The sequence below is a fragment of the Frigoribacterium sp. PhB118 genome (genome assembly GCF_003751725.1).
Classification (GTDB): domain Bacteria; phylum Actinomycetota; class Actinomycetes; order Actinomycetales; family Microbacteriaceae; genus Frigoribacterium.
Genome location: NZ_RKID01000001.1, coordinates 444738 through 467182 on the forward strand (window position 1 = coordinate 444738; position 22445 = coordinate 467182).

At 69.6% G+C, this 22445-nt stretch carries 17 protein-coding genes; 7 read left to right on the forward strand and 10 right to left on the reverse strand.

Annotation, left to right across the window (positions count from 1 at the left end; translation table 11 throughout):
* Nucleotides 1-38: 38 nt before the first annotated feature.
* The 3 genes from EDF21_RS02030 (at nucleotide 39) to EDF21_RS02040 (ending at nucleotide 4772) form a co-directional block, all read left to right on the forward strand.
* Nucleotides 39-1373, forward strand: coding sequence for an HRDC domain-containing protein (locus EDF21_RS02030; RefSeq protein ID WP_123570124.1), 1335 nt, complete (start codon nucleotides 39-41; stop codon nucleotides 1371-1373).
* Between the two features lie 73 nt (nucleotides 1374-1446).
* Complete coding sequence (locus EDF21_RS02035) at nucleotides 1447-2652, forward strand: thiolase family protein (RefSeq protein ID WP_123570125.1); 1206 nt, start codon at nucleotides 1447-1449, stop codon at nucleotides 2650-2652.
* Nucleotides 2649-4772: a 3-hydroxyacyl-CoA dehydrogenase NAD-binding domain-containing protein gene (locus tag EDF21_RS02040; protein WP_123570126.1), complete on the forward strand. Its 2124-nt coding sequence runs from the start codon at nucleotides 2649-2651 to the stop codon at nucleotides 4770-4772. The genes EDF21_RS02035 and EDF21_RS02040 overlap by 4 nt, the downstream gene beginning before the upstream one ends.
* A 79-nt stretch (nucleotides 4773-4851) precedes the next feature.
* Here the strand turns inward: EDF21_RS02040 and dxs are convergent, their stop codons facing one another.
* The 5 genes from dxs to dut form a co-directional block, all read right to left on the reverse strand.
* The gene (gene dxs, locus EDF21_RS02045) at nucleotides 4852-6798 is read right to left on the reverse strand and encodes a 1-deoxy-D-xylulose-5-phosphate synthase (RefSeq protein ID WP_056045446.1); all 1947 of its coding nucleotides are present in this window, start codon (nucleotides 6796-6798) and stop codon (nucleotides 4852-4854) included.
* Between the two features lie 127 nt (nucleotides 6799-6925).
* Nucleotides 6926-9742, reverse strand: a complete 2817-nt coding sequence (gene acnA / locus EDF21_RS02050; protein WP_123570127.1) for an aconitate hydratase AcnA — start codon at nucleotides 9740-9742, stop codon at nucleotides 6926-6928.
* Nucleotides 9743-9893: 151 nt separating this feature from the next.
* Nucleotides 9894-10652 (reverse strand): DUF3159 domain-containing protein, encoded by a 759-nt coding sequence (locus EDF21_RS02055; RefSeq protein ID WP_123570128.1) that lies wholly within the window; start codon nucleotides 10650-10652, stop codon nucleotides 9894-9896.
* A gap of 6 nt (nucleotides 10653-10658) precedes the next feature.
* Nucleotides 10659-11297: a DUF3710 domain-containing protein gene (locus EDF21_RS02060; RefSeq protein WP_123570779.1), complete on the reverse strand. Its 639-nt coding sequence runs from the start codon at nucleotides 11295-11297 to the stop codon at nucleotides 10659-10661.
* A 77-nt stretch (nucleotides 11298-11374) separates the two neighbouring features.
* Entirely contained in the window at nucleotides 11375-11836 is a 462-nt protein-coding gene (gene dut / locus EDF21_RS02065) for a dUTP diphosphatase (RefSeq protein ID WP_199736188.1), read from the reverse strand.
* 30 nt (nucleotides 11837-11866) lie between these two features.
* On the opposite strand from dut, the gene EDF21_RS02070 reads away from it, so the two are divergent.
* Nucleotides 11867-12331, forward strand: coding sequence for a DUF3093 domain-containing protein (locus EDF21_RS02070; protein WP_233568327.1), 465 nt, complete (start codon nucleotides 11867-11869; stop codon nucleotides 12329-12331).
* Here the strand turns inward: EDF21_RS02070 and EDF21_RS02075 are convergent.
* Entirely contained in the window at nucleotides 12306-12599 is a 294-nt protein-coding gene (locus tag EDF21_RS02075) for a DUF4193 domain-containing protein (protein WP_043592858.1), read from the reverse strand. The two genes, EDF21_RS02070 and EDF21_RS02075, sit on opposite strands and share 26 nt — an antisense overlap.
* A gap of 198 nt (nucleotides 12600-12797) precedes the next feature.
* Between EDF21_RS02075 and sepH the strand changes: the two genes are divergently transcribed.
* Entirely contained in the window at nucleotides 12798-13952 is a 1155-nt protein-coding gene (gene sepH, locus EDF21_RS02080; RefSeq protein WP_123570129.1) for a septation protein SepH, read from the forward strand.
* Nucleotides 13953-13980: 28 nt separating this feature from the next.
* Here sepH and EDF21_RS02085 read toward each other — a convergent pair whose 3' ends face one another.
* Entirely contained in the window at nucleotides 13981-15111 is a 1131-nt protein-coding gene (locus EDF21_RS02085; RefSeq protein WP_123570130.1) for an alkaline phosphatase family protein, read from the reverse strand.
* Nucleotides 15112-15172: 61 nt separating this feature from the next.
* Here EDF21_RS02085 and EDF21_RS02090 point away from each other — a divergent pair, with 61 nt between their 5' ends.
* Complete coding sequence (locus EDF21_RS02090) at nucleotides 15173-17686, forward strand: DNA topoisomerase (ATP-hydrolyzing) subunit A (protein ID WP_123570131.1); 2514 nt, start codon at nucleotides 15173-15175, stop codon at nucleotides 17684-17686.
* Nucleotides 17687-17766: 80 nt separating this feature from the next.
* Here the strand turns inward: EDF21_RS02090 and EDF21_RS02095 are convergent, their stop codons facing one another.
* On the reverse strand, nucleotides 17767-19881 hold the full coding sequence (locus EDF21_RS02095; protein ID WP_056045466.1) for a type IIA DNA topoisomerase subunit B: 2115 nt from the start codon (nucleotides 19879-19881) through the stop codon (nucleotides 17767-17769).
* A gap of 224 nt (nucleotides 19882-20105) precedes the next feature.
* On the opposite strand from EDF21_RS02095, the gene EDF21_RS02100 reads away from it, so the two are divergent.
* Nucleotides 20106-20333: a hypothetical protein gene (locus EDF21_RS02100; RefSeq protein ID WP_123570132.1), complete on the forward strand. Its 228-nt coding sequence runs from the start codon at nucleotides 20106-20108 to the stop codon at nucleotides 20331-20333.
* A gap of 100 nt (nucleotides 20334-20433) precedes the next feature.
* Here EDF21_RS02100 and EDF21_RS02105 read toward each other — a convergent pair whose 3' ends face one another.
* Together EDF21_RS02105 and EDF21_RS02110 are read right to left on the reverse strand one after the other, a co-directional pair.
* A complete protein-coding gene (locus EDF21_RS02105) occupies nucleotides 20434-21186 on the reverse strand; it encodes a hypothetical protein (RefSeq protein ID WP_123570133.1) in 753 nt (250 codons plus the stop codon).
* A complete protein-coding gene (locus tag EDF21_RS02110; protein WP_123570134.1) occupies nucleotides 21183-22442 on the reverse strand; it encodes a MurT ligase domain-containing protein in 1260 nt (419 codons plus the stop codon). The genes EDF21_RS02105 and EDF21_RS02110 overlap by 4 nt, the downstream gene beginning before the upstream one ends.
* Nucleotides 22443-22445: the final 3 nt, after the last annotated feature.

Consider the following 22445-nt stretch of genomic DNA (forward strand, 5'->3'; position numbering starts at 1 on the left):
CGGAACAGAACAGCGCCCCCGGAGAGAACAGCGGAGACATGACCACAGCGACACCAGACGAGGCCGCACCAGACGCGGCGGCGGCCGACGCGGCAACACCCCACGGCTCCGAGCCGCGCGACACCCGCCCCCGGGTCTCCGTCCGACCCGTCGTCGAGACCGCCGACTCGCAGCACGGCGAGGTGACCGTCATCGACGACCGCGAGGGGTACCTGGCCGCCGTCGAGGCGATCCGCGCCGGGACCGGGCCGGTCTCGATCGACGCCGAGCGCGCCTCCGGCTATCGCTACTCGCAGCGGGCCTACCTCATCCAGGTGTTCCGACGCGGCTCGGGGGTGTTCCTCCTCGACCCACCCGCCATCGGCTCGTTCGCCGAACTGCAAGCCGTCATCGGCGACGAGGAGTGGGTGCTCCACGCCGCCAGCCAGGACCTCGCGTGCCTGCGCGAGGTCGGCCTCGATCCGAGCCGGATCTTCGACACCGAACTGGGTGCGCGCCTCGCCGGGCTCCCCAAGGTCGGGCTCGGAGCCGTCGTCGAACAGCTCCTGGGCGTCCACCTCGCGAAAGAACACAGTGCCGCCGACTGGTCGACGCGACCGTTGCCGCAGAGCTGGCTCGTCTACGCGGCCCTCGACGTCGAGCTGCTCGTCGACCTCCGGGACGCCATGGAGGCGGTCCTCGCGGACGCGGGCAAGCTCGAGATCGCGCGCCAGGAGTTCGACGCGACCCTGAGGCGGGAGGCAAAGCCCGCGAAGGTCGACCCGTGGCGTCGACTGACCGGGCTGCACAGCCTGCGCGGGTCCCGGTCCCTCGCCGTGGCTCGTGAACTCTGGCAGGCTCGGGACGACTACGCGCGCGAGATCGACACGGCCCCGGGCCGTCTCGTCCCGGACTCCTCGCTCCTGGCCGCCACGAAGGCGATGCCCACCGACAAACGGTCCCTCGCCGGCATCAAGGAGTTCGTCGGCCGGGCCAGTCGCAGTGAGCTGGACCGCTGGTTCGCGGCGATCGAACGCGGCCGTGAGACGACGGACCTGCCCTCGCACCGGGGGCCGGCGAGCGACACCCTCCCCCCGCCCCGATCGTGGGCGGACAAGAACCCGCTGGCCGACGCGCGCTACAAGGCCGTCCGCCCCAAGGTGACCGAGATCGCCGAGGGGCTCGACCTGCCGGTCGAGAACCTGCTCACACCCGAGACCCTGCGCCGGCTGGCCTGGGACCCGCCCATCCCCTTCGATGCACCGACCATCGCGGCCGCACTCGTCGAGCTCGGTGCGCGGACCTGGCAGGTCGAGGCCGTGGCCGAGGTGGTCGCCGAAGCCTTTGTCGACGCCCACCAAGAGCCCGAGGCGACGGGCGACGGCGCTTCGTAGGATTGCTCGAACGATTCTCGGGCCCCCGGCGTCGTCCCTAAGATCAGGACCAGATCCTGACACTGGAGGCACTGTGGCCGAGAGCAACGATGTCGTGTTCGTCGACGGGGTACGCACCCCGTTCGGTCGGGCCGGCGACAAAGGCATGTACTGGCAGACCCGCGCCGACGACCTGGTCGTCAAGGCGATGAAGGGTCTGCTCGAGCGAAACCCGTCCCTACCGCCCGAACGCATCGATGACGTCGCCATCGCGGCGACCACGCAACAGGGCGATCAAGGCCTCACGCTCGGACGCACGACGGCGCTCCTCGCGGGTCTCCCCCAGTCCGTGCCCGGGTACGCCATCGACCGGATGTGCGCCGGCGCCATGACGAGCGTGACGAGCGTCGCCGGCGGCATCGCCTTCGGCGCGTACGACGTCGCCCTCGCCGGCGGGGTCGAGCACATGGGGCGCCACCCCATGGGGTTCGCCGCCGACCCCAATCCGCGCTTCGCCGCCGAGAAGCTCGTCAGCGGCGAGGCCCTGAACATGGGCAACACCGCGGAGCGCATCCACGACCGGTTCCCCCAGCTCACGAAGGAGCGCTCCGACCGGTACGCCCTGCGATCGCAACAGAAGCTCGCAGCGGCCTACGACGCCGGCCAGATCCAACCCGACCTCGTCCCGGTGGCCATCAAGACGGACCAGGGCTGGGGGCTCGCCACCCGTGACGAGGCGCCTCGACCCGAGACCACGATGGAGGGTCTCGCCGGGCTGCGCACTCCCTTCCGGCCGCACGGCCGCGTCACGGCGGGCAACTCGTCGGGTCTCAACGACGGGGCGACGGTCAGCTTGATGGCGTCGGGTGCCGCGGCGAAGGAACTCGGGCTCACCCCCAAGATGCGCCTCGTCAGCTTCGCCTTCGCCGGCGTCGAGCCCGAGATCATGGGCATCGGTCCCGTGCCGTCCACCGAGAAGGCCCTCCGCAAGGCCGGGCTGTCGATCGACGACATCGGCCTCTTCGAACTGAACGAGGCGTTCGCGGTGCAGGTCCTCTCCCTGCTCGACCACTTCGGCATCGACGACGACGACCCGCGCGTGAACCCCTGGGGCGGGGCCATCGCCGTCGGTCACCCTCTCGCGTCCTCGGGCGTGAGGCTGATGATCCAGCTCGCCCGCCAGTTCGAGCAGCACCCCGAGGTGCGGTACGGCCTCACGGCCATGTGCATCGGCCTCGGCCAGGGCGGCAGCGTCATCTGGGAGAACCCCCACTACTCGAAGAAGGCGGCACGCGCATGAGCACGGCGACCGAACAACTGACCGAGCTGTCGGCCGACGAGGTCGTCACGCACTCTTACGTCCGCGACGTGCCGTTGCCCTCCGGCGGCCTCCTGGCCCTCATCACCCTCGACAACGGACGCGACCACACCCGGCCGAGCACGCTGGGGCCCGCGACGCTGCACGAGTTCGGCGCGACCCTCGACGCCGTCCGCAGCCGCGCCTCCTCGGGTGAGATCGCGGCGATCGCCGTCACCGGCAAGCCGTACTTCCTGGCGGCGGGTGCCGACCTCAGCAAGGTGAGCGCCATCCCCAGCCGCGAGGTCGCCCGCGAGCTCGCCCGGCTCGGCCACGCCGTGCTCGGCAAGCTGCACGACGCCCCGGTGCCCACGTTCGTCTTCGTCAACGGGCTCGCCCTGGGCGGTGGCGTCGAGATCGGGCTGCACGCCGACTACCGCACGGTCGACTCGTCGGCCGCCGCCATCGCCCTGCCGGAGGTCTTCCTCGGCATCATCCCCGGGTGGGGTGGCGCCTGGTTGTTGCCGAACCTGATCGGCATCGAGAACGCCCTCAAGGTCGTCATCGAGAACCCCCTGAAGAACAACCGCACCCTGAAGCCCGCCCAGGCGCTCGAACTCGGCATCGTCGACGCGATGTTCGGCCCCGCGTCCTTCCTCGAGGACAGCATCCGGTGGACCGACGGCGTGCTGACCGGCCGCGTCGGCGTCAAGCGGCCGAACGTCCCGGGCAGGCTCGAGCGTGCCGTCAAGTGGGACGTCGCGATCTCGGTGGCGCGCAAGTCGCTCGAGTCGAAGATCGGCACCGTCGCGAAGTCGCCCTACGCCGCCCTCGACCTGCTGAAGGCCGCGAAGAACACCGACCGGACGACCGGCTTCGCGGCCGAGGACGAAGCGCTGGCCGACCTCGTGGCAGGCGACCAGTTCCACGCCAGCATGTACGCCTTCGATCTCGTCCAGAAGCGGGCCAAGAAGCCCGCCGGTGCGCCCTCCCCCGACCTCGCCCGGAAGATCGGCAAGGTGGGCATCGTCGGGGCCGGACTCATGGCGAGCCAGTTCGCGCTGCTCTTCGTGCGCCGTCTGCGCGTCCCGGTCGTCATCACCGACCTCGACCAGGCTCGGGTCGACGCGGCACTCGCCCGCATCAGAGGCGAGATCGACGAGTTGGAGGGCGGGGGTCGGATCTCGCGGGACGAGTCCAACCGCCTCAAGGCGCTCATCACGGGCACGACCGATCTCGCCGACTTCGCCGACGCCGACTGGGTCATCGAGGCCGTGTTCGAAGAGCTGTCGGTCAAACAGGAGGTGTTCGCGAACGTCGAGGCCGTCGTCTCGGACACGACGGTGCTGGCGACCAACACGTCGTCGCTCAGCGTCGAGCAGATCGGGGCTCGCCTCGCCCACCCCGAGCGACTGGTCGGATTCCACTTCTTCAACCCGGTCGCGGTGATGCCCCTCGTCGAGGTCGTCAAGGCCCCGGCGACCGACGACGAGACGCTGAGCACGGCGATGGTGACGGCGAAGGCCCTGCGGAAGAACGCCGTCATCACGGCCGACACCCCGGGGTTCGTGGTCAACCGCATCTTGGCCAAGCTGCTGGGCGAGGCCATGCACGCCGTCGAGACGGGGACGCCGTTCGAGGTCGTCGATCGGGCGACGGCGCCGTTCGGCCTCCCGATGACGCCGTTCGAGTTGCTCGAGCTGGTGGGACTGACCGTCGGGGCGCACGTCCTCGACACCCACCATGCCGCCTTCCCCGACCGGTTCTTCGCCAGTGACGGACTGCACCGCCTGGCCGAGCACGGCACGATCTTCGAACGCGACTCGAAGGGCCGTCGCAAGGGATTCGACAAGAAGGCCGTCGCCCTCGCCGCCGGACCGGGAACGGCCCTGACCGACGACGAGTTGCGCGTCCGCATCGAGGACGGTCTCGCCGACGAGGTCGGGCGCATGCTCGACGACCACGTCGTGGCCGCGGCAGAGGACATCGACCTCTGCCTGATCCTCGGCGCCGGGTACCCGTTCCAGATGGGCGGGGTCACGCCGTACCTCGACCGGGTCGGTGCCTCACGTCGGGTGCGGGGACGCGACTTCCACGAACCCGCGATCCACGGCGTCGAGTAGACCACCCACGCCGAACGCCCCGTCTCGAGAGGGACGGGGCGTTCGACGTCTGTCGTGCGGCGTGACACCGCACCGGGGCTCAGTCGTGCCGGGCGTCCTCGTGCCGGGATGCGGCAGCGGTCTCGTCCAGTGGCCTCGCCACCGGGATTCGGCTGCCGAGCACCTGGGCGACGACGTCGCGAGCGATGTGCTGCGGCGTGAGGCCGGCCTCGTCGAGGATCTCGGCCCGGGACCCGTGTTCGAGGAACTCGTCGGGCAATCCCAACTCGGTCACGGCCGTGTCGACGCCTGCGCCACGGAGGTCCTGTCGCACACGGGTGCCGATCCCGCCCACCCGCACGCCGTCCTCGATCGTGATGACGAGCCGGTGGGCCGCGGCCAGCTCGATGATGCTGGCCGGGACGGGGACGACCCATCGAGGGTCGACGACCGTGGCACCGATGCCCTGGGCCTCCAGTCGCTCGGCGACCTCAAGTCCGATGCCGGCCATCGGGCCGACGCAGACGATGAGGACGTCGTCGCGGCCGGTGCGTCGCAGCACCTCGACACCGTCCTCGAGTCGTTCGACGGCGTCGTGCTCGACGCCGACGGCGCCTTTCGAGAACCGGATGACGGTGGGCGCGTCGTCGACCGCCACGGCCTCCCGGAGCTCTTCGCGTAGTCGCGTCGCATCACGAGGGGCGGCCAGACGGATGTGCGGCACGATCTGCAGGAGGGCGAGGTCCCACATGCCGTGGTGGCTCGGGCCGTCCGGTCCGGTCACACCGGCGCGGTCCAGCACGAAGGTGACCCCGGCCCGGTGGAGGGCGACGTCCATCAGCACCTGGTCGAAGGCGCGGTTCACGAAGGTGGCGTACAGCGCGACGACGGGGTGCAGTCCACCGAACGCGAGACCCGCGGCACTCGTGACCGCGTGCTGTTCGGCGATGCCGACGTCGAAGACCCGTTTCGGGAACCGTTCGGCGAGCTTGTGCAGGCCCACCGGACGCAGCATCGCCGCCGTGATGCCGACGACCTTCTCGTCGTGCTCGGCGATGTCGACGATCTCGTCGGCGAAGACCGACGTCCACGACGGCGAGGTGGCCGCCTCGAGGGGTTCGCCCGTCTCGGGGTCGATCTGCCCGACCGCGTGGAACTGGTCGGCGACGTCGGCGCGCGCCGGATCGAATCCCCGGCCCTTCTCGGTGATGGCGTGCACGATCACGGGCGCCCCGTAGTTCTTCGCCTGGAGCAGCGCTTCTTCCATGGCGACCTGGTCGTGACCGTCGACCGGCCCGATGTATTTGATGTCCAGGTTCGAGTAGAGGGCCTCGTTGTTCGTGAACCGGCTCAGGAAGCCGTGCAGACCACCCCGGACGCCGCGGTAGACCGCACGACCCGGATGTCCGAGTCGGTCGAAGACTGCCCTGCTGCCGACGTGGAGCTCGCGGTAGGCCTGGCGGGTGCGGACCGTGTTGAGGAAACGGGCCATTCCTCCGATGGTCGGGGCGTAGGACCGGCCGTTGTCGTTGACCACGATGGTGAGGCGACGGTCGTTGTCGTCGCTGATGTTGTTCAGGGCCTCCCACGTCATGCCCCCGGTCAAGGCACCGTCTCCCACGACGGCGACGACGTGGCGATCGTCGCGGCCCGTGAGCTGGAAGGCCCGGGAGATGCCGTCCGCCCACGAGAGCGAACTCGAGGCGTGCGAGCTCTCGACGATGTCGTGCTCGGACTCGGACCGCTGCGGGTAGCCGGCGAGACCGCCCCGGAGCCGGAGCCCCGAGAAGTCCTGACGACCGGTGAGGAGCTTGTGGACGTACGACTGGTGGCCGGTGTCGAAGACGAAGGCGTCGTGCGGCGAGTGGAACACCCGGTGCATGGCCAACGTCAACTCGACGACGCCGAGGTTCGGCCCGAGGTGGCCCCCGGTCTTCGACACTTCGGTCACGAGGAACCGGCGGATGTCGGCGGCCAGTTCGACCATCTGTTCGTTCGTCAGGCGGTCGAGGTCACGAGGCCCCGTGATCGTCTGCAGCAGGCTCATGCTGGCCTTCCCTCTCGGCCCTCTCGGGCATCCCGCCAGTCTAGGCACGCGACCGGCGAGAACGCCGTGCGACCCCCGGACGACGCGGGCGATCGTCCGGGGGCCTGGTCACTGCGGGGTCCGTCGCTCAGACCAGGCTGCGCAGGACGTACTGCAGGATGCCACCGTTGCGGTAGTAGTCGGCCTCGCCGGGGGTGTCGATGCGTACGACGGCGTCGAACTCGACCGGCTGCTTGCCCGCGGGCGAATGGGTGGTGGGGGTCGCCGTGACGTGGACCGTCTTCGGCGTCGTGCCCTCGTTAAGCTGCTCGATGCCGACGATGTCGATCTGCTCCGTGCCGTCGAGACCGAGCGACTCCCAGCTCTCGCCCTGCGGGAACTGCAGGGGAACCACTCCCATGCCGATCAGGTTCGACCGGTGGATGCGTTCGAAGCTCTCGGTGATGACCGCCTTGACCCCGAGCAGGCTCGTGCCCTTCGCGGCCCAGTCCCGGGACGAGCCCGAGCCGTACTCCTTGCCGCCCAGGATGACCAAGGGCGTGCCCTGCTCCTGGTAGCGGGCACTGGCGTCGTAGATGAACGACTGCGGCCCCTCGGCCTGGGTGAAGTCGCGGGTGTAGCCACCCTCGACCCCGTCCAGCAACTGGTTCTTGAGACGGATGTTCGCGAACGTGCCCCGGATCATGACCTCGTGGTTGCCGCGACGGGACCCGTACGAGTTGAAGTCCTTGCGGTCCACGCCGTGCTCGTCGAGGTAGTGGCCGGCCGGGCTGTCGACCTTGATCGACCCGGCGGGGCTGATGTGGTCGGTCGTGACCGAGTCGCCGAGCTTGGCCAGCACGCGGGCGCCCTGGATGTCGGTCACCGGCGTGGTCTCGATCGTCATGCCCTCGAAGTACGGAGGTTTGCGCACGTAGGTCGACTCGGAGTCCCACTCGAAGGTGGCGCCCGTCGGGGTCGGCAGGGAGCGCCAGCGCTCGTCGCCGTCGAACACCCCGGCGTACTCGTGGGTGAACATCCCCGTGTCGATGGACGAGTCGATCGTCTGCTGCACCTCGGCCGCGTCGGGCCAGATGTCGCGGAGGTAGACGTCGGAGCCGTCGTCGGCGGTGCCCAGGGCGTCGTTCTCGAAGTCGAAGTTCATCGACCCGGCGAGGGCGTACGCGATGACCAGCGGCGGGCTGGCGAGGTAGTTCATCTTGACGTCGGGGTTGATGCGACCCTCGAAGTTGCGGTTGCCCGACAGGACGGCCGTGACGGCGAGGTCGTTGTCCTGCACCGCCGTGGAGATCTCGTCGAGCAGCGGGCCCGAGTTGCCGATGCAGGTCGTGCAGCCGTAGCCGACGGTGTAGAAACCGAGGTCCTCGAGATAGGTGGTCAGGCCGGCCTTCTCGTAGTAGTCCGTGACGACCTTCGACCCGGGCGCGAGGGTCGTCTTGACCCACGGCTTGGCCTTGAGCCCCTTCTTGCTGGCGTTGCGGGCGAGCAGGCCCGCGGCGAGCATGACGGAGGGGTTCGACGTGTTCGTGCACGACGTGATGGCCGCGATGGCCACGGCGCCGTGGTCGAGCGTGAAGGTCGAGCCGTCGCCGAGTGCCACGGAGGTGGGCTTGGAGACCTTGGCCGGTGCGTGCGACGTGTGCGAGATCGAGTGCGGCTGGGCGTCGTCGTCGTCCTCGGCCGTGAAGCCGATCGGGTCGGAGGCCGGGAACGTGCCCTCGACCGCGGCGTCGACGTGCGAGTGGTCCGTCGTGGCGTAGTTCTCGAGGTCGACCTCGAACTGCGACTTGGCCTCGGTGAGTTCGATGCGGTCCTGCGGACGCTTCGGCCCGGCGATGGACGGGACGACCGTCCCGAGGTCGAGCTCGAGGTACTCGCTGAACACGGGTTCGGTCGAGGGGTCGTGCCACAGGCCCTGCAGCTTGGAGTACTGCTCGACGAGGTCGATCTGCTCCTCGGAGCGCCCGGTCAGACGCAGGTAGTCGAGGGTCACGTCGTCGATCGGGAAGATCGCCGCCGTCGAACCGAACTCGGGGCTCATGTTGCCGATGGTCGCCCGGTTGGCCAGGGGCACCTCGGCGACGCCTTCGCCGTAGAACTCGACGAACTTGCCGACGACGCCGTGCCGGCGCAGCTGCTGCGTGATGGTGAGCACCACGTCGGTCGCCGTCACGCCGGTCGGGATCGAGCCGGAGAGCTTGAAGCCGACGACCTTGGGGATCAACATCGACACGGGCTGACCGAGCATCGCGGCCTCGGCCTCGATGCCCCCGACGCCCCAGCCGAGCACGCCCAGGCCGTTGACCATCGTCGTGTGCGAGTCGGTGCCGACGAGGGTGTCGGGGTACGCCTGCAGCACTCCGCCGACCTCGCGGCTGTAGGTGACCCGCGCCAGGTACTCGATGTTGACCTGGTGGACGATGCCGGTGCCCGGCGGGACGACCTTGAAGTCGTCGAAGGCCGTCTGCCCCCAACGGAGGAACTGGTACCGCTCGCCGTTGCGCTCGTACTCGATCTCGACGTTGCGTTCGAGCGCGTTCTCGGAGCCGAAGAGGTCCGCGATGACGGAGTGGTCGATGACGAGCTCGGCCGGTGCCAGCGGGTTGATCTTGGTCGGGTCTCCGCCGAGCTCGGCGACGGCCTCTCGCATGGTGGCGAGGTCGACGATGCAGGGCACCCCCGTGAAGTCCTGCATGACCACGCGCGCCGGCGTGAACTGGATCTCGGTGTCGGGCTCGGCGGTGGGCTGCCACGAGCCGAGGGCCCGGATCTGGTCACCCGTGACGTTCGCACCGTCCTCGGTGCGGAGCAGGTTCTCGAGCAGGACCTTGAGGCTGAATGGAAGCTTCGAAGAACCCTCGACCGCGTCGATGCGGTAGACCTCGTAGTCGGTGGACCCGACCGTGAGGGAGTTCTTCGAGCCGAAACTGTTGATTGCAGACACGTGCCGTCTCCCTTGCTGACTACGCCCTCATCTTGGCCGGTGCGCGCGACGCCCACCAGCGAGGTCAGCCTAAGTCCGCGGGGTGTCCCCGGGGCCGATCCCAGCGATTTGTCTCGATGTCGAGACAAAACATAGCACCAGGAGGCGCGGGTCAGGCCGAGGGGCCGCGCGCGTCGTCCGCCGCCTCGCGTCCGCGGTAGACCGTCCGCACGAGGAGCCAGGTCACCCAGAGCAACCCCGCGTAGAGCGGCACGCCCATGACGAGCTTGAGCGTCCCGAGGAGAGCGACGTCCCCGGCCAGCCACAGCGGCACCTGGACGGCGAGGCGGGCGGCGAACAGTCCGGCCCACAACCAGGTGGCCAGGACGAGGACGCGTCGTTTCGCCCGGTCCCCCCGCCAGCCCGTGCCGTCGTTCGTGAGGAGTCCGACCACGATGCCGATGAGCGGCCAGCGCACGGCGATGCTGACGAGCATCGCGGCGAGCGACGCGGCGTTGATCAGGAGGCCGGGCACGAAGTTGTTCTCGGCACGGCCGGAGAGCAAGGCGATCCCCGCGGAGAGGGCGATGCCGAAGACGCCCGCGAGGGCCTGGGCGACCGGACCGCGCTGGACCGCGCGCGCGACGACGAACGCCACGGCCAGGACCAGCGGGATGAGGACCGACGGGACGACGTCCTGCGTGATCGTGTAGACGAACACGAAGCCGAGCCCGGGCACGATGGACTCGACGAGCCCCCGCACCCCGCCGATGGCGGTGAGCAGCGCCGACGCCGTCGGGACCTCGCCGGGGGCGACCTGGCCGATGCCGGCCCGTCGGGCGGCGGCCTGCAACTGGGCCGCGAGCGACACCCGGGGGTCGTCGAGCGGCGACGGATCAGCCGGATCGGGCCGGTCGTCGGACGCGGACACGTCGGGTCAGACGACCGAGGGCGTGGTGCCCGGGGCGTCGGTCGGGCCGGCCTTCGGCATCGACAGCGGGATCAGCTCGCGCGGAGGCATCGGGGTCGTCCCGCGGACCACGACGATGCTGCGGAAGAGTTCTTCGATCTTCTCGGCAGCGTCGCCTTCGTGAGCCGCGTCGCCCGCGATCACGCCGCGGAGGAACCAGCGGGGCCCGTCGACGCCGATGAAGCGTGCTCGCCGGGTCGTGCCGGGGTCACCGCCCATCACCGGGATCTCGGCGCGGACCTCGGGACCGAAGGGCCCTTCGACCTCGGCCGTCGTGCCGCCCTGCTTCTCGATCTGCTCGCTGATCTGACCTCGGATCTCGTTCCAGAGTCCCGTCGTGCGGGGCGCCGCGAACGGCTGGACCTGAAGCGTCGACTTGGCGAAGTCGAGGCCGACGGCGACGACCCTCTTGCTTCCCTCTTCGACTTCGAGTCGGAGGTGGAGCCCTTCGCGGGGCAGGATCTTGACGCCACCGAGATCGACGTACGGGCGGACGGGGTTGGCCTCGGTCTCGTCCAGCGGGCCCACCTCGGAGCGGTCCGCGGGTGCCGACTTGGAGTCGTCGAACACCTCGACCTCGGCATCGTCGAGGGACTCGATGTCGATCTCGACGTCGGCGACGTCGGCCGACTCGACGTCGATCTCGACTGCGGCCAGTTCTTGCTCGCGGCGTTTGGACTTCCTCACGCGGTGCCTCCTGGGTTGTTTGCGTATCCGGTGGATCCGTGACCGTCGACCCCTCGGACGCTCTCGGGGAGCGTCGCGACGGGGACGAAGGTCGCGCGGACGACCGGCATGATGACGAGCTGGGCGATCTTGTCACCGACGGCGACGTGGTGCTCGGCCTCGAGGTCGGTGTTGAGCAGCGAGACCTTGATCTCTCCGCGGTACCCCGCGTCGACGGTGCCCGGGGCGTTCACGACGGTGATGCCGTGCTTGGCGGCGAGGCCGCTGCGGGGCATGACGAACGCGGCGAAACCCTCGGGAAGGGCGATGGAGACGCCCGTGCCGACCAGGGCGCGGTGGCCGGGCCTCAGCACGAGGTCCTCGGTCGAGACCAGATCGGCGCCGGCGTCGCCCGGGTGGGAATACACGGGCACCGACATCGCCTCGGCGGCGATGAGGACGTCGAGGGTCTGGATCACGTGTCGAGGGTAGTGCAGAAGTCTGGTCGAATGGACGTCATGAACCCCTACCGTGAGCGCCTGCTCCCGCCGCTCTCCGTCTTCGTGGCCTGCGCGCTCCTCGTCCCCGCCACCCTCCTGGTCTTCCTGCCGATCAACTCGACGGTCGGCGTGGTGATGGCCGTCGTGTTCTACGCGGCCGCCGTCGTCCTGCTCGTCCTGACCTCGCCCGTGCTGACGATCGACGACGATGGCTTCACCGCGGGGCGGGCCCGTCTGTTCGCCCACGAGATCGGTGACGCCGAGGGCTTCACCGGCGCCGACGCGACACGAGAAAGAGGGCCCCGGCTCGACGCGCGAGCCTGGACCCTCTTCCGGGGGTGGGTGCGACCGGTGGTCAAGATCTCGTTGACGGACCTCGACGACCCGGCGCCCTACTGGTTGGTGTCGACCCGTCGACCCGACGAGGTCGTGCGACGGTTGGAGGCGATCAGGCGGCGCACTCCCGGCAGATAGCGCCCAGCTTGGTCTCGTGGTCGAGCTGCGAACGGTGCTTGACCAGGAAGCACTCGACACAGGTGAACTCGTCGACCTGCGGGGGGAGGACGACGACGTCGAGGTCGAGGTCCGAGAGGTCCTGCCCGGCGAGCTCGAACGAGCCCGGGTTGTCGGCGTCGTCGTCGACGACGCCGGTCATCTTGTCGGGGACCCTTTCTTTGAGCCCCTCGATCGACTCCGAGCCGTCGTCGTCGTTCTTGCGAGGTGCGTCGTAGTCGGTGGCCATGCCCATCCAGTTCTTCGGTGATTCGTGTGCCCGATTCGGCGGGTGCAGTTTGCATCACTCGTTGTCGAATAGCAAACCAGTTCCCACGGCCTTTCAGCCGCCTCGGAAGAACTGACGGCACGCCCGTCGTATTCCCGTGAGAAAGGCCGCCGACGTGCGACTCTTGGCACCGGATCACGACGGTGAAAGGCGTGGAAAATGCAGGATCTCAGGGTCATAGGCGTCCAGAGCGGAGCTCTGCTCGTCGCCACCGACGCCGGTGGCGAGTACCGCCTTCCCGTCACCCACACCCTCCACTCCCAGCTGAGGGCGGCAAGCCCCGGTGACGCCCCGGTCGAACGGAAGGCACCGCCCCGCGAGATCCAGGCCTTGGTCAGGGCTGGCAAGACCCCTCAGCAGGTGTCCGACCTGACCGGCGCCGACCTCGACTACGTGCACCGGTTCGAAGGGCCGGTCCTCGCCGAGCGCGCCTTCGTGCTCGAGAGCGCCAGGGCCGTCCCGGTGTCCGTCGACGACGACGCGGCGTCCGGTGTGCAGGCGACCACCTTCGGAGCCGTCATCGACGAGCGACTGGACGGTGCCGAGACCTCGCAGCGCGACTGGAGTGCCTACAAGGACGCCGAGCACGGCTGGGTGGTCCACCTGGCCTTCGTCACGCACGAGGTCGAGCGCGACGCGACGTGGCGCTTCGACCCGAAGAAGTCGGTCCTCGCCCCCCTCGGCGGCGACGCCCACCGCCTCTCGCAGCACGGCGAGGACGTCGGTCCACTCGTCCCTCGTCTCCGGGCCGTCTCCCGTGAGCCGCGCCACGACGACACCTCGGGCCGTTTCGACAGCGGCGCCTTCCTGGTCGAGCAGGCCGACGCGGTCGAACTGCTGGCCGAGACCGCGACCGACCGGTTGCGTCCCGGCGTCCGCAGCACCGCCTCCTTCGCCGCCGCCAACCGGGCACCCGACGACGAGAGCGGGCACGACCAGACCGCGGACCTCCTCGAGGCGCTGCGACGCCGACGCGGAGAACGCGAGGCCGCCCGGTTCTCCGACGACGACGGGCGCCCGGACCACCAGGCCACCGGGGCGATCCGCGTGATCGACGTCCCCCTGGACGACTTCGACCTGCCCGAAGGGGCCACCAAACCCACACCCGTGCTGCCCGACCGGTCGACCCGAGGTGACGCCCCGGCGGGCGACGCACCGGTCCAGCCCACGGGCATCCGGGGCAGCCGGGGACGCGCTGGCCGACGCGAGATGCCCAGCGCGGCCCAGTCGACCAAGAAGGCGCGGGGGCGCACCTCGATGCCGAGCTGGGACGAGATCGTCTTCGGAGCGCGTACGGACGACGACCCCGCCTGACCCTCCTGGCCCGCCCCGGCGGCCACGATCACCGCCGGTAGGCGCCGAACGTCCTCAAGGGCACGAGCGTCTCGTCGTCGGACCACGATCCGTGGTGACCGACCATGGTTCCCGGAGCACCACCGCGATCTCGTCCGTCGTAGTAGGCGACGCCCCGCCGGGCGGCGACGATCACGTCGCCGATGCGGGGCAGGACCGCCGGGTCCACGGCCCCGAACCAACCGGCGTCGACGGCCTCCGACCGGGACAACACCCAGGCTCGGTCGCCTTCGGCTGCTCGCCACGCGTCGAGCACCGCATCCCGGCGGCCCTCGTCGGCATCGGGCTCGAGGTGCAGTTGCAGGCAGCGGGGCTCCCCCGCCACGTGCCTCACCCCGTCGACCAGGGCGGGCATGCCCCCGAAGACGATGCGCCTCCGTTCGGCCACGTCGACGATGCCGTGGTCGGCCGTGACGATCACCCCGACGTCGGGCGCGACCGAGGCCTCCAGCCTCCGGACCTCGCCGTCGACGCCTTCGAGGGCATCGATCCATTCGTCCGATTCCCAGCCGGCACGGTGAGCGATCATGTCGAGCTCGGGGACGTAGAGGTACACCAAGGAGGCGCGGGTCGAGTCGACGAGCATCGCCGCGGTCTCGAAGCGGTCGGCCACGCTCTCCGCCACGTCGTAGGTGGCGCCCCGGAGGATGGCCTCGGTCAGGCCGGACGAGCGGTAGCGCTTGGGGCCGACGGCGTGGGACTCCACGTCGGTGGCCGTCTCGAACAGCGTGGGACGCCGCTGCCACTCGTCGGGCCGCATGCGATCGTCCCACCCCGAGAGCTGCTTCACCACTCGATCGTTCTCGGGGTCGAGAGCCGAGTAGCCGACGAGGCCGTGCTCGCCGGGGAGTGCCCCGGTCGTCAGCGTCGTGAGCGCCGCGGCGGTGGTCGTGGGCCACCCGGACCACAGGCTGCCCTTCACCCCCGACAACGTCCGGGCGTGGCCCCGACGGGCGCCGAGGGCCGCCTGGCCGAGACCGTCCACCAGGACGACCACCGCGGCCCGCGCGGCGGGCAGGCGGAGCGCGTTCGGTTCGCCCCGCAGGGACGCGAGAGTCGAGGGCACCACGTCGGCCAGGCTCACGGCCCCACGGGGGCGCGCCGGTACGATGGAGGACACCGGCCCCAGTCTGGCACAGCGACGATCGGGTGCCCCGTCCACCCCGATCCGTGAGAAGTGCATGACCACCACCGAGAACACGAGCAGCTCCGACCACGGCGAACGCATCGAGGACATCGACGTCTCGCTCGAGATGCAGGGGTCGTTCCTCGAGTACGCGTACTCGGTCATCTACTCCCGAGCGCTGCCCGACGCCCGGGACGGCCTCAAGCCCGTCCAGCGTCGCATCCTCTACCAGATGTCGGAGATGGGCCTCCGGCCCGACAGGGGCCACGTCAAGAGCGCGCGCGTCGTCGGTGAGGTCATGGGCAAACTCCACCCGCACGGCGACACCGCGATCTATGACGCCATGGTCCGTCAGGCGCAACCCTTCACCATGCGGGTGCCGCTCATCGACGGGCACGGCAACTTCGGCTCGCTCGACGACGGGCCCGCCGCACCGCGGTACACCGAGGCTCGTCTCGCCGAGGCGTCGCTGGCCATGACCCAGGGACTCGGCGAGGACGTCGTCGACTTCGTCCCCAACTACGACAACCAGTTGATGCAGCCCGAGGTGCTTCCGGCGGCCTTCCCGAACCTGCTCGTGAACGGTGCGAGCGGCATCGCGGTGGGCATGGCGACCAACATGGCGCCCCACAACCTCGTCGAGGTCGTCGGTGCCGCCCGGCACCTGATCGACCACCCCGACGCCAGCCTGGACGACCTGATGGCTTTCGTGCCGGGTCCCGACCTGCCGACCGGCGGCACGATCGCCGGGCTGGCCGGGGTCCGCGACGCCTACGCCACGGGTCGGGGCAGCTTCAAGACCCGGGCGCGGGTCGGCGTCGAGAGCATCACCGCACGGAAGAACGGCCTCGTGGTCACCGAGCTGCCGTACCTCGTGGGGCCCGAGAAGGTGATCGAGAAGATCAAGGACGGGGTGCAGGCGAAGAAGCTCACCGGCATCACGGACGTCACCGACCTGACCGACCACAAGCACGGTCTCCGTCTCGTGATCGGCATCAAGACGGGTTTCAGCCCCGAGGCGGTCCTCGAGCAGCTCTATCGCTACACCCCGCTCGAGGACGGCTTCAGCATCAACAACGTCGCCCTGGTCGAGGGACAGCCGCGGACCCTCGGCCTGAAGGAGATGCTCGAGGTCTACGTCGCGCACCGCCTCTCGGTCGTCACGCGTCGCAGCCGCTACCGGCTGGCCAAGAAAGAGGACCGCCTCCATCTCGTCGAGGGCCTTCTCGTCGCCATCGTCGACATCGACGAGGTCATCCAGGTGATCCGGACGAGCGACGACACGCCTGCCGCCCGGGCACGCCTGCGCGAGGTCTTCGACCTCAGCGAGATCCAGGCCGAGTACATCCTCGACCTGCAGCTGCGCCGTCTCACCAAGTTCAGCCGCATCGAACTCGAAGCCGAACGCGACGAGCTGCTCGCGGCCATCGCCGACCTCAAGGACCTGCTGGCCGACCCTGCCCGCCTCCGGGCCCTCGTGTCCAGCGAGCTCGGCGAGATCGCCGAGCAGTTCGGCACGCCACGTCGGACCCTGCTCACGGAGGCCAAGGCGAGCGTCGCGACGACCGGTCGCGGCAGCAGGTCGGCCCCGGTGCTCGAGATCGCCGACACCCCGACCCGCGTTTTCCTCTCGACGACGGGCCGCGTCCTGCGGGTGGACCACCTCGACCCCGACTCCGCTGCCCCCACTCCCCCGACCCGACGCACGAAGCACGATGCCGTCCTCTCGTCGATCGACACGACGACGCGGACCGAGATCGGCGCCGTGACGAACCTCGGCCGCCTCGTCCGGTTCACCCCCGTCGACCTCCCGTCCGTGCCGCACACGTCCGTCCAGCTGGGTGCGGGGGTGCCCATCCGGGACTACATCGGCGTGGTCGACAAGAAGGAGCGCGTGCTCGGGCTCGTCTCGCTGACCGCCGACCGGAGCATCGCGCTCGGCACGGCCCGCGGGGTCGTCAAACGGGTCGCGACCGGCCAGTACCCCGCCCGACCCGACTTCCCGGTCATCACGCTGAAGAAGGGCGACCAGGTCGTCGGCGTCGCCCAAGGGGTCGACGAGGACGAACTCGTCTTCGTCACGTCCGCCACGCAGTTGCTCCGGTTCACCGCCTCCGCCGTCCGGCCGCAGGGGCCCGCGGGTGGCGGGGTGGCCGGCATCAACCTTCCGGACGACGCGACCGTGATCTTCTTCGGTGCCGTGCCCGCGGGTCGGGAGGCCGTCGTCGCGACGGTCTCGTCGAGCAACTCGACGATCGCCGGCACCGACCCCGGACGTGCCAAGCTCAGCGCGTTCGACGAGTACCCGGGCAAGGGGCGAGCCACGGGCGGCGTCCGGTCCCACTCGTTGCTGAAGGGCGAGGACGCCCTGTCGCTGGCCTGGGTCGGCCCGGCTCCCGCTCAGGCGGTCGGGCCGGACGGTTCGGTCCGCACTCTGCCCGCCGAGCTCTCACGCCGTGACGGATCGGGCACGCCCCTGGACGCGCCCGTGGGCTCGGTCGGCGCCTCGGTGGCGCACATCGCCGATTCGGCCACCGGCCTCGAGGCAGGTGCCGAACCGGACGAGTGACTCCTCGACGGAGCGACCGAGGCGGCGTCCTCGACGTCGAGACAGGGCGTCCTCGTTCTCGGTGACGGCCTGCTCAGGACTCAGACGTCGATGCGGTCACGGCTGAGACCGGCGCCGTCGATGATGAACTCCTTGCGAGGAGCCACGTCGTTGCCCATCAGCAGTTCGAAGACGCGGGCGGCGTTCTCGGCGTCGTCGACCTTGACGCGCCGCAGCATGCGGTTCTGGCGTTCCATCGTCGTGGTGCGGAGCTGTTCGGCGTCCATCTCGCCGAGTCCCTTGTACCGCTGGATGGGGTCCTGGAACTTCTTGTTCGTGCGTTTGAGCCCTGCGAGGACACCGTGCAGCTCTTTCTCGGAGTACGTGTAGATCGTCTCGTTCGGCTTGCTGCCGGGGTGCATCACGACCACTCGGTGCAGAGGGGGGACGGCCGCGAAGACTCGACCGGCTTCGATCATCGGTCTCATGTACCGGAAGAACAGCGTCAGCAGCAGCGTCCGGATGTGAGCACCGTCCACGTCGGCGTCGCTCATGATGATGACCTTGCCGTAGCGGGCCGCCTCGAGATCGAAGGACCGTCCTGACCCGGCTCCCAGCACCTGGATGATGGAGGCGCACTCGAGGTTCGAGAGCATGTCGCTGACCGAGGCCTTCTGCACGTTGAGGATCTTGCCGCGAATGGGCAGGAGCGCCTGGAACTCGCTGTTCCGGGCGACCTTGGCCGTGCCCAGCGCGGAGTCCCCTTCGACGATGAACAGCTCGCTGTTCGCCACGTCGTTCGACCGGCAGTCGACCAGTTTGGCCGGCAGGGTCGAGTTCTCCAGGGCGTTCTTGCGACGCTGGGTCTCTTTGTGCGCCCGTGCGGCGATGCGGGTCTTCATCTCGGCGACGACCTTGTCGAGCACGAGGGCGGTCTGCGCCTTGTCTTCTCGCCGGGTCGACGTGAACAACGCGCCCAGCTCGTTCGCCACGACGTTCGCGACGATCGCGCGGACGGCCGGCGTGCCCAGGATCTCTTTCGTCTGGCCCTCGAATTGTGGCTCGGGCAGGCGCACCGTGAGGACCGCCGTCAGACCGGCCAGGACGTCGTCCTTCTCGATCTTGTCGGTGCCCACCTTGAGGCGACGGGCGTTGGCTTCGACCTGCTGCCGCACGAACTTCAGCAGCCCGGCCTCGAAACCGGTCTGGTGCGATCCGCCCTTCGGCGTCGCGATGATGTTGACGTAGCTGCGGAAGACCGTCTCGTACCCCCCGCCCCAGCGCAGGGCGATGTCGACGTCGCACTGGCGTTCGAGTTCGGTGGCGATCATGGCACCACCGTCGGTGAGCACGGGCACCGTCTCGGTGTAGGTGCCCGACCCGGTCAGACGCCACGTGTCGGTCACGGCGGTGTCGGGGGCGAGGAACTCGACGTATTCGCTGATGCCCCCGTCGAAGCGGAAGGTGCTCTCGAGCGGGAAGCCGCCGTCCGTGAGGGAACCCACGCGTTCGTCGCGCAGGGTCAACGTCAGCCCCGGGATGAGGAAGGCCGTCTGCCGGGCCCTGGCCGACAGCTCATCCGTCTGGAACGAGGCCCCTCGGGTGAAGATCTGGCGATCGGCCCAGTAACGCACCCGGGTGCCGGTGACGCCACGCTTGGTCTTGCCCACTTCTCGGAGCACGCTGCCGGACACGAAGGGGGTGAACGGTGAATCGGGGGTGGGTTCGTCGACGTCCTCGAAGGTGCCGGGTTCACCGCGTCGGAACGACATGGCGTACGTCTTGCCGCCCCGGTCGACCTCGACGTCGAGCCTCTCGGACAGTGCGTTGACGACGGAGGCACCGACGCCGTGGAGGCCGCCGGACGACGTGTAGGACCCGCCGCCGAACTTCCCGCCGGCGTGGAGCTTCGTGAACACGACCTCGACACCGCTCAGACCCGTCTTGGGTTCGATGTCGACGGGCACCCCGCGTCCGCTGTCGCGGACCTCGACGCTGTCGTCGGGGTGCAGAACGACGTCGATGGTGTCGCCGTGCCCGCCCAGCGCCTCGTCGACCGAATTGTCGATGATCTCCCACAGACAGTGCATCAGGCCCCGGGAGTCGGTCGACCCGATGTACATGCCGGGGCGTTTGCGCACGGCCTCGAGGCCTTCGAGCACCGAGAGGTGCCGGGCCGAGTAGTCGGAGGCGGGGGCGGACGAGGTGGGGGGCATTGTTCTCCTGAGGGGCCCGCCGCCATCTCTCGACGACGGGAATGCGGGGAGGCGGTGACCGCGTTACAGCCTACCGAGGGCCGCCGACACGGCAGTCCCGACACTCGACCGGCCCCTCGCCGCTACGCGATGAGCGAAATCCGGTGCCGATGGCACGCGATACCGACGTCGGCGTGTTTTGATGAGTGTCTCACCCACCGCACCACCGTCAGGAGGAGCATCACATGACTCAGATGGCCCCCGACCAGACCGCCGTCGACGAGCTCGGCTCCCGTTACCAGTTGAGCGCCGCGGACCGCTGCGACAGCTGCGGAGCCCAGGCCTACATCCGCGCGACCATGGCCACCGGCGAACTGCTCTTCTGCGCCCACCACGGCGCGAAGTTCAAGGAGAAGCTGCAGCCCACCGCCATCGAGTGGCTCGACGAGAGTTCGAAGCTCCTCGCCCACTGAGACGCCGCGCCTCCCCGGACCACAGCCCGGGCCGGCGGTACGACGAAGGCCCCGCATCCGATCGATGCGGGGCCTTCGTCGTGTCTGCGGACCGACGTCGTCACATGGCCTTGAACGAACGCTCGAGGTTGTCGGCGATGACCTTCTGCGACGCGGCGGCGTACTCGTCGAGCTTCGCGTGCCCGGGGCCTGCCGAGTAGGAGATCATCCGGCGGCTCAGGGCGACGCGGAGCACCCGGTCGGTGAGGACGGGGTTGAGCGGCAGGACCGGGCCCTTCAGCTGCGTGCCGAAGGAGACCCCGCGTCGGACGCCCTCGCGACCGTCTCCGTTGCCGCCTCCGTGGACGACGGTCCCGAAGGGCTCCGCCTCCGCCCCGAGTTCGAGATGAGCGGCGTGGTCCTCGAAACCGAAGAGGGTGACCTCGTCGCCCTGGTAGTCAGTGCTCACCTGCAGGTAGTTCGTCCGTCGCGGAGCCCCGCGGCGGACCACTGCGTCGAAGAAGCCGACACCCTCGACCGTCGCCCCGTCGACGTCCTCGACGCCGCGGCTGAGGAGCTCGAGACCGCCCCCCACCGCCACGACCGGCACACCGGACGCCGCGAACGACTCGAGCGCCGGCGCGAGGCGGCGAGCATCGGCGGCGACGGCTCGCACGCCGGACAGGGGGCCGTGCCCCACGACGACCACGTCGGCCACGGTCGGCACGTCGTCGCCCACGCGGTACTCGAGCACGCGGCTGTCGACCCCGGCTCGCCGCGCGCGCACCGAGAGCGACGTCACGTTGCCCCGATCGCCGCTCACGCCGAGCTCTTCCGGGTAGAGGTGGACGATTCGGAGGACGTCGTCGCTCACGCGGTCTTCTCCAGGTCGGGGTGGCCGAGGATGCGACGGGCCAGCATCATCTGCTCGTAGTTCGTCACGAAGTGCTTGGTCTTGTCGCTCGGGGACGGAAGCGCTCGCATCAGACGGATGGCCTTCGAGATGTCTTCTTCGATCACGTGGACCGGGATGCCCTCGTGCTCGAGCCTCAAGGCCAACTGCCACGCCTTCGCGCCGGCGAGGACGTCGACGTGGTCGAGGTGCGAGAAGTCGATGTCGTAGATCCACGAGATGTCGGGCGTGCCCTCGTCGATGGCCAACATGACCTGCTCGACGCCCTGCGGGAGTGCGTCGAGGTTCATCTGGAGGCTCGCCGCGTTCTTGAACATGATGAACTCGGCTTCGTCGGCGCCGAGGGACATGCGCTCACCACGACCGTAGGCCGGCTTCATGCTCGCGAACGCCCGCCGGACGGCGGCCGGGTCGACCGGGTGCCCCAGGACGACCGAGGCCGTCTGGAGCGCCGCTGCCGCGTCGACCGCGTAGTGGAGACCACGGGCCGGCAGCCGGACGTCGATCGGAGTGCCCGAGACCGTGATGGTGGCACCTGTGCCCGTGAGCGCGGTCACCTCGGTCTCCGCGGTCAACGAGGAGTCGGCCTCACGGCTGAAGTCGTGCGCGTTCTGCAGGCCGTTGGGTGACGCGGAGACGACCTCGGAGGAAGCGCCGAACCGGGTCACCGTCTGGCGACCGACCGGCTGGTAGGGGCCGAGGTGCTGGTCGTCGCGGTTCGTGACGACCGCGACCGTCGCCTCGGCGGCGGTGTCGGTCATCATCGTGCCGACCCGCTCGGTCTCGAAGAACCGGTACAACTGGTCGACCTGCACGTTGAGCATGAGCACCGTGGAGGGGTGCAGGGACTTCGTCAACTCGACCGCGAAGGCCTCGTCGACCTCGATCACCCCGATGTCGTCACGGACGCGACCGAAGGGCGTCACCTCACGGAGAAAGGCCGACGCGATGCCCTGCGGGAGGTTGGCACCCGTGGGGTTCGTGAACACCTTCAATCCGTGGGCACGAAGCGTCTCGGTGAGCATCATCGTGGTCGTCGACTTGCCGTTCGACCCGAGCACGAACACGACGCCGCGATCGAACTGGGACGACACATGGGTGAGGAAGTCGGGCGCGAGCTTCAGGACCGTCTGCCCCGGGTACGCCGACCCGCCACCACGCAACCGGGCGACCGCCCGGACGAGACGGCCGGCCAGCACGGGGACCAGGTAACGCACGGG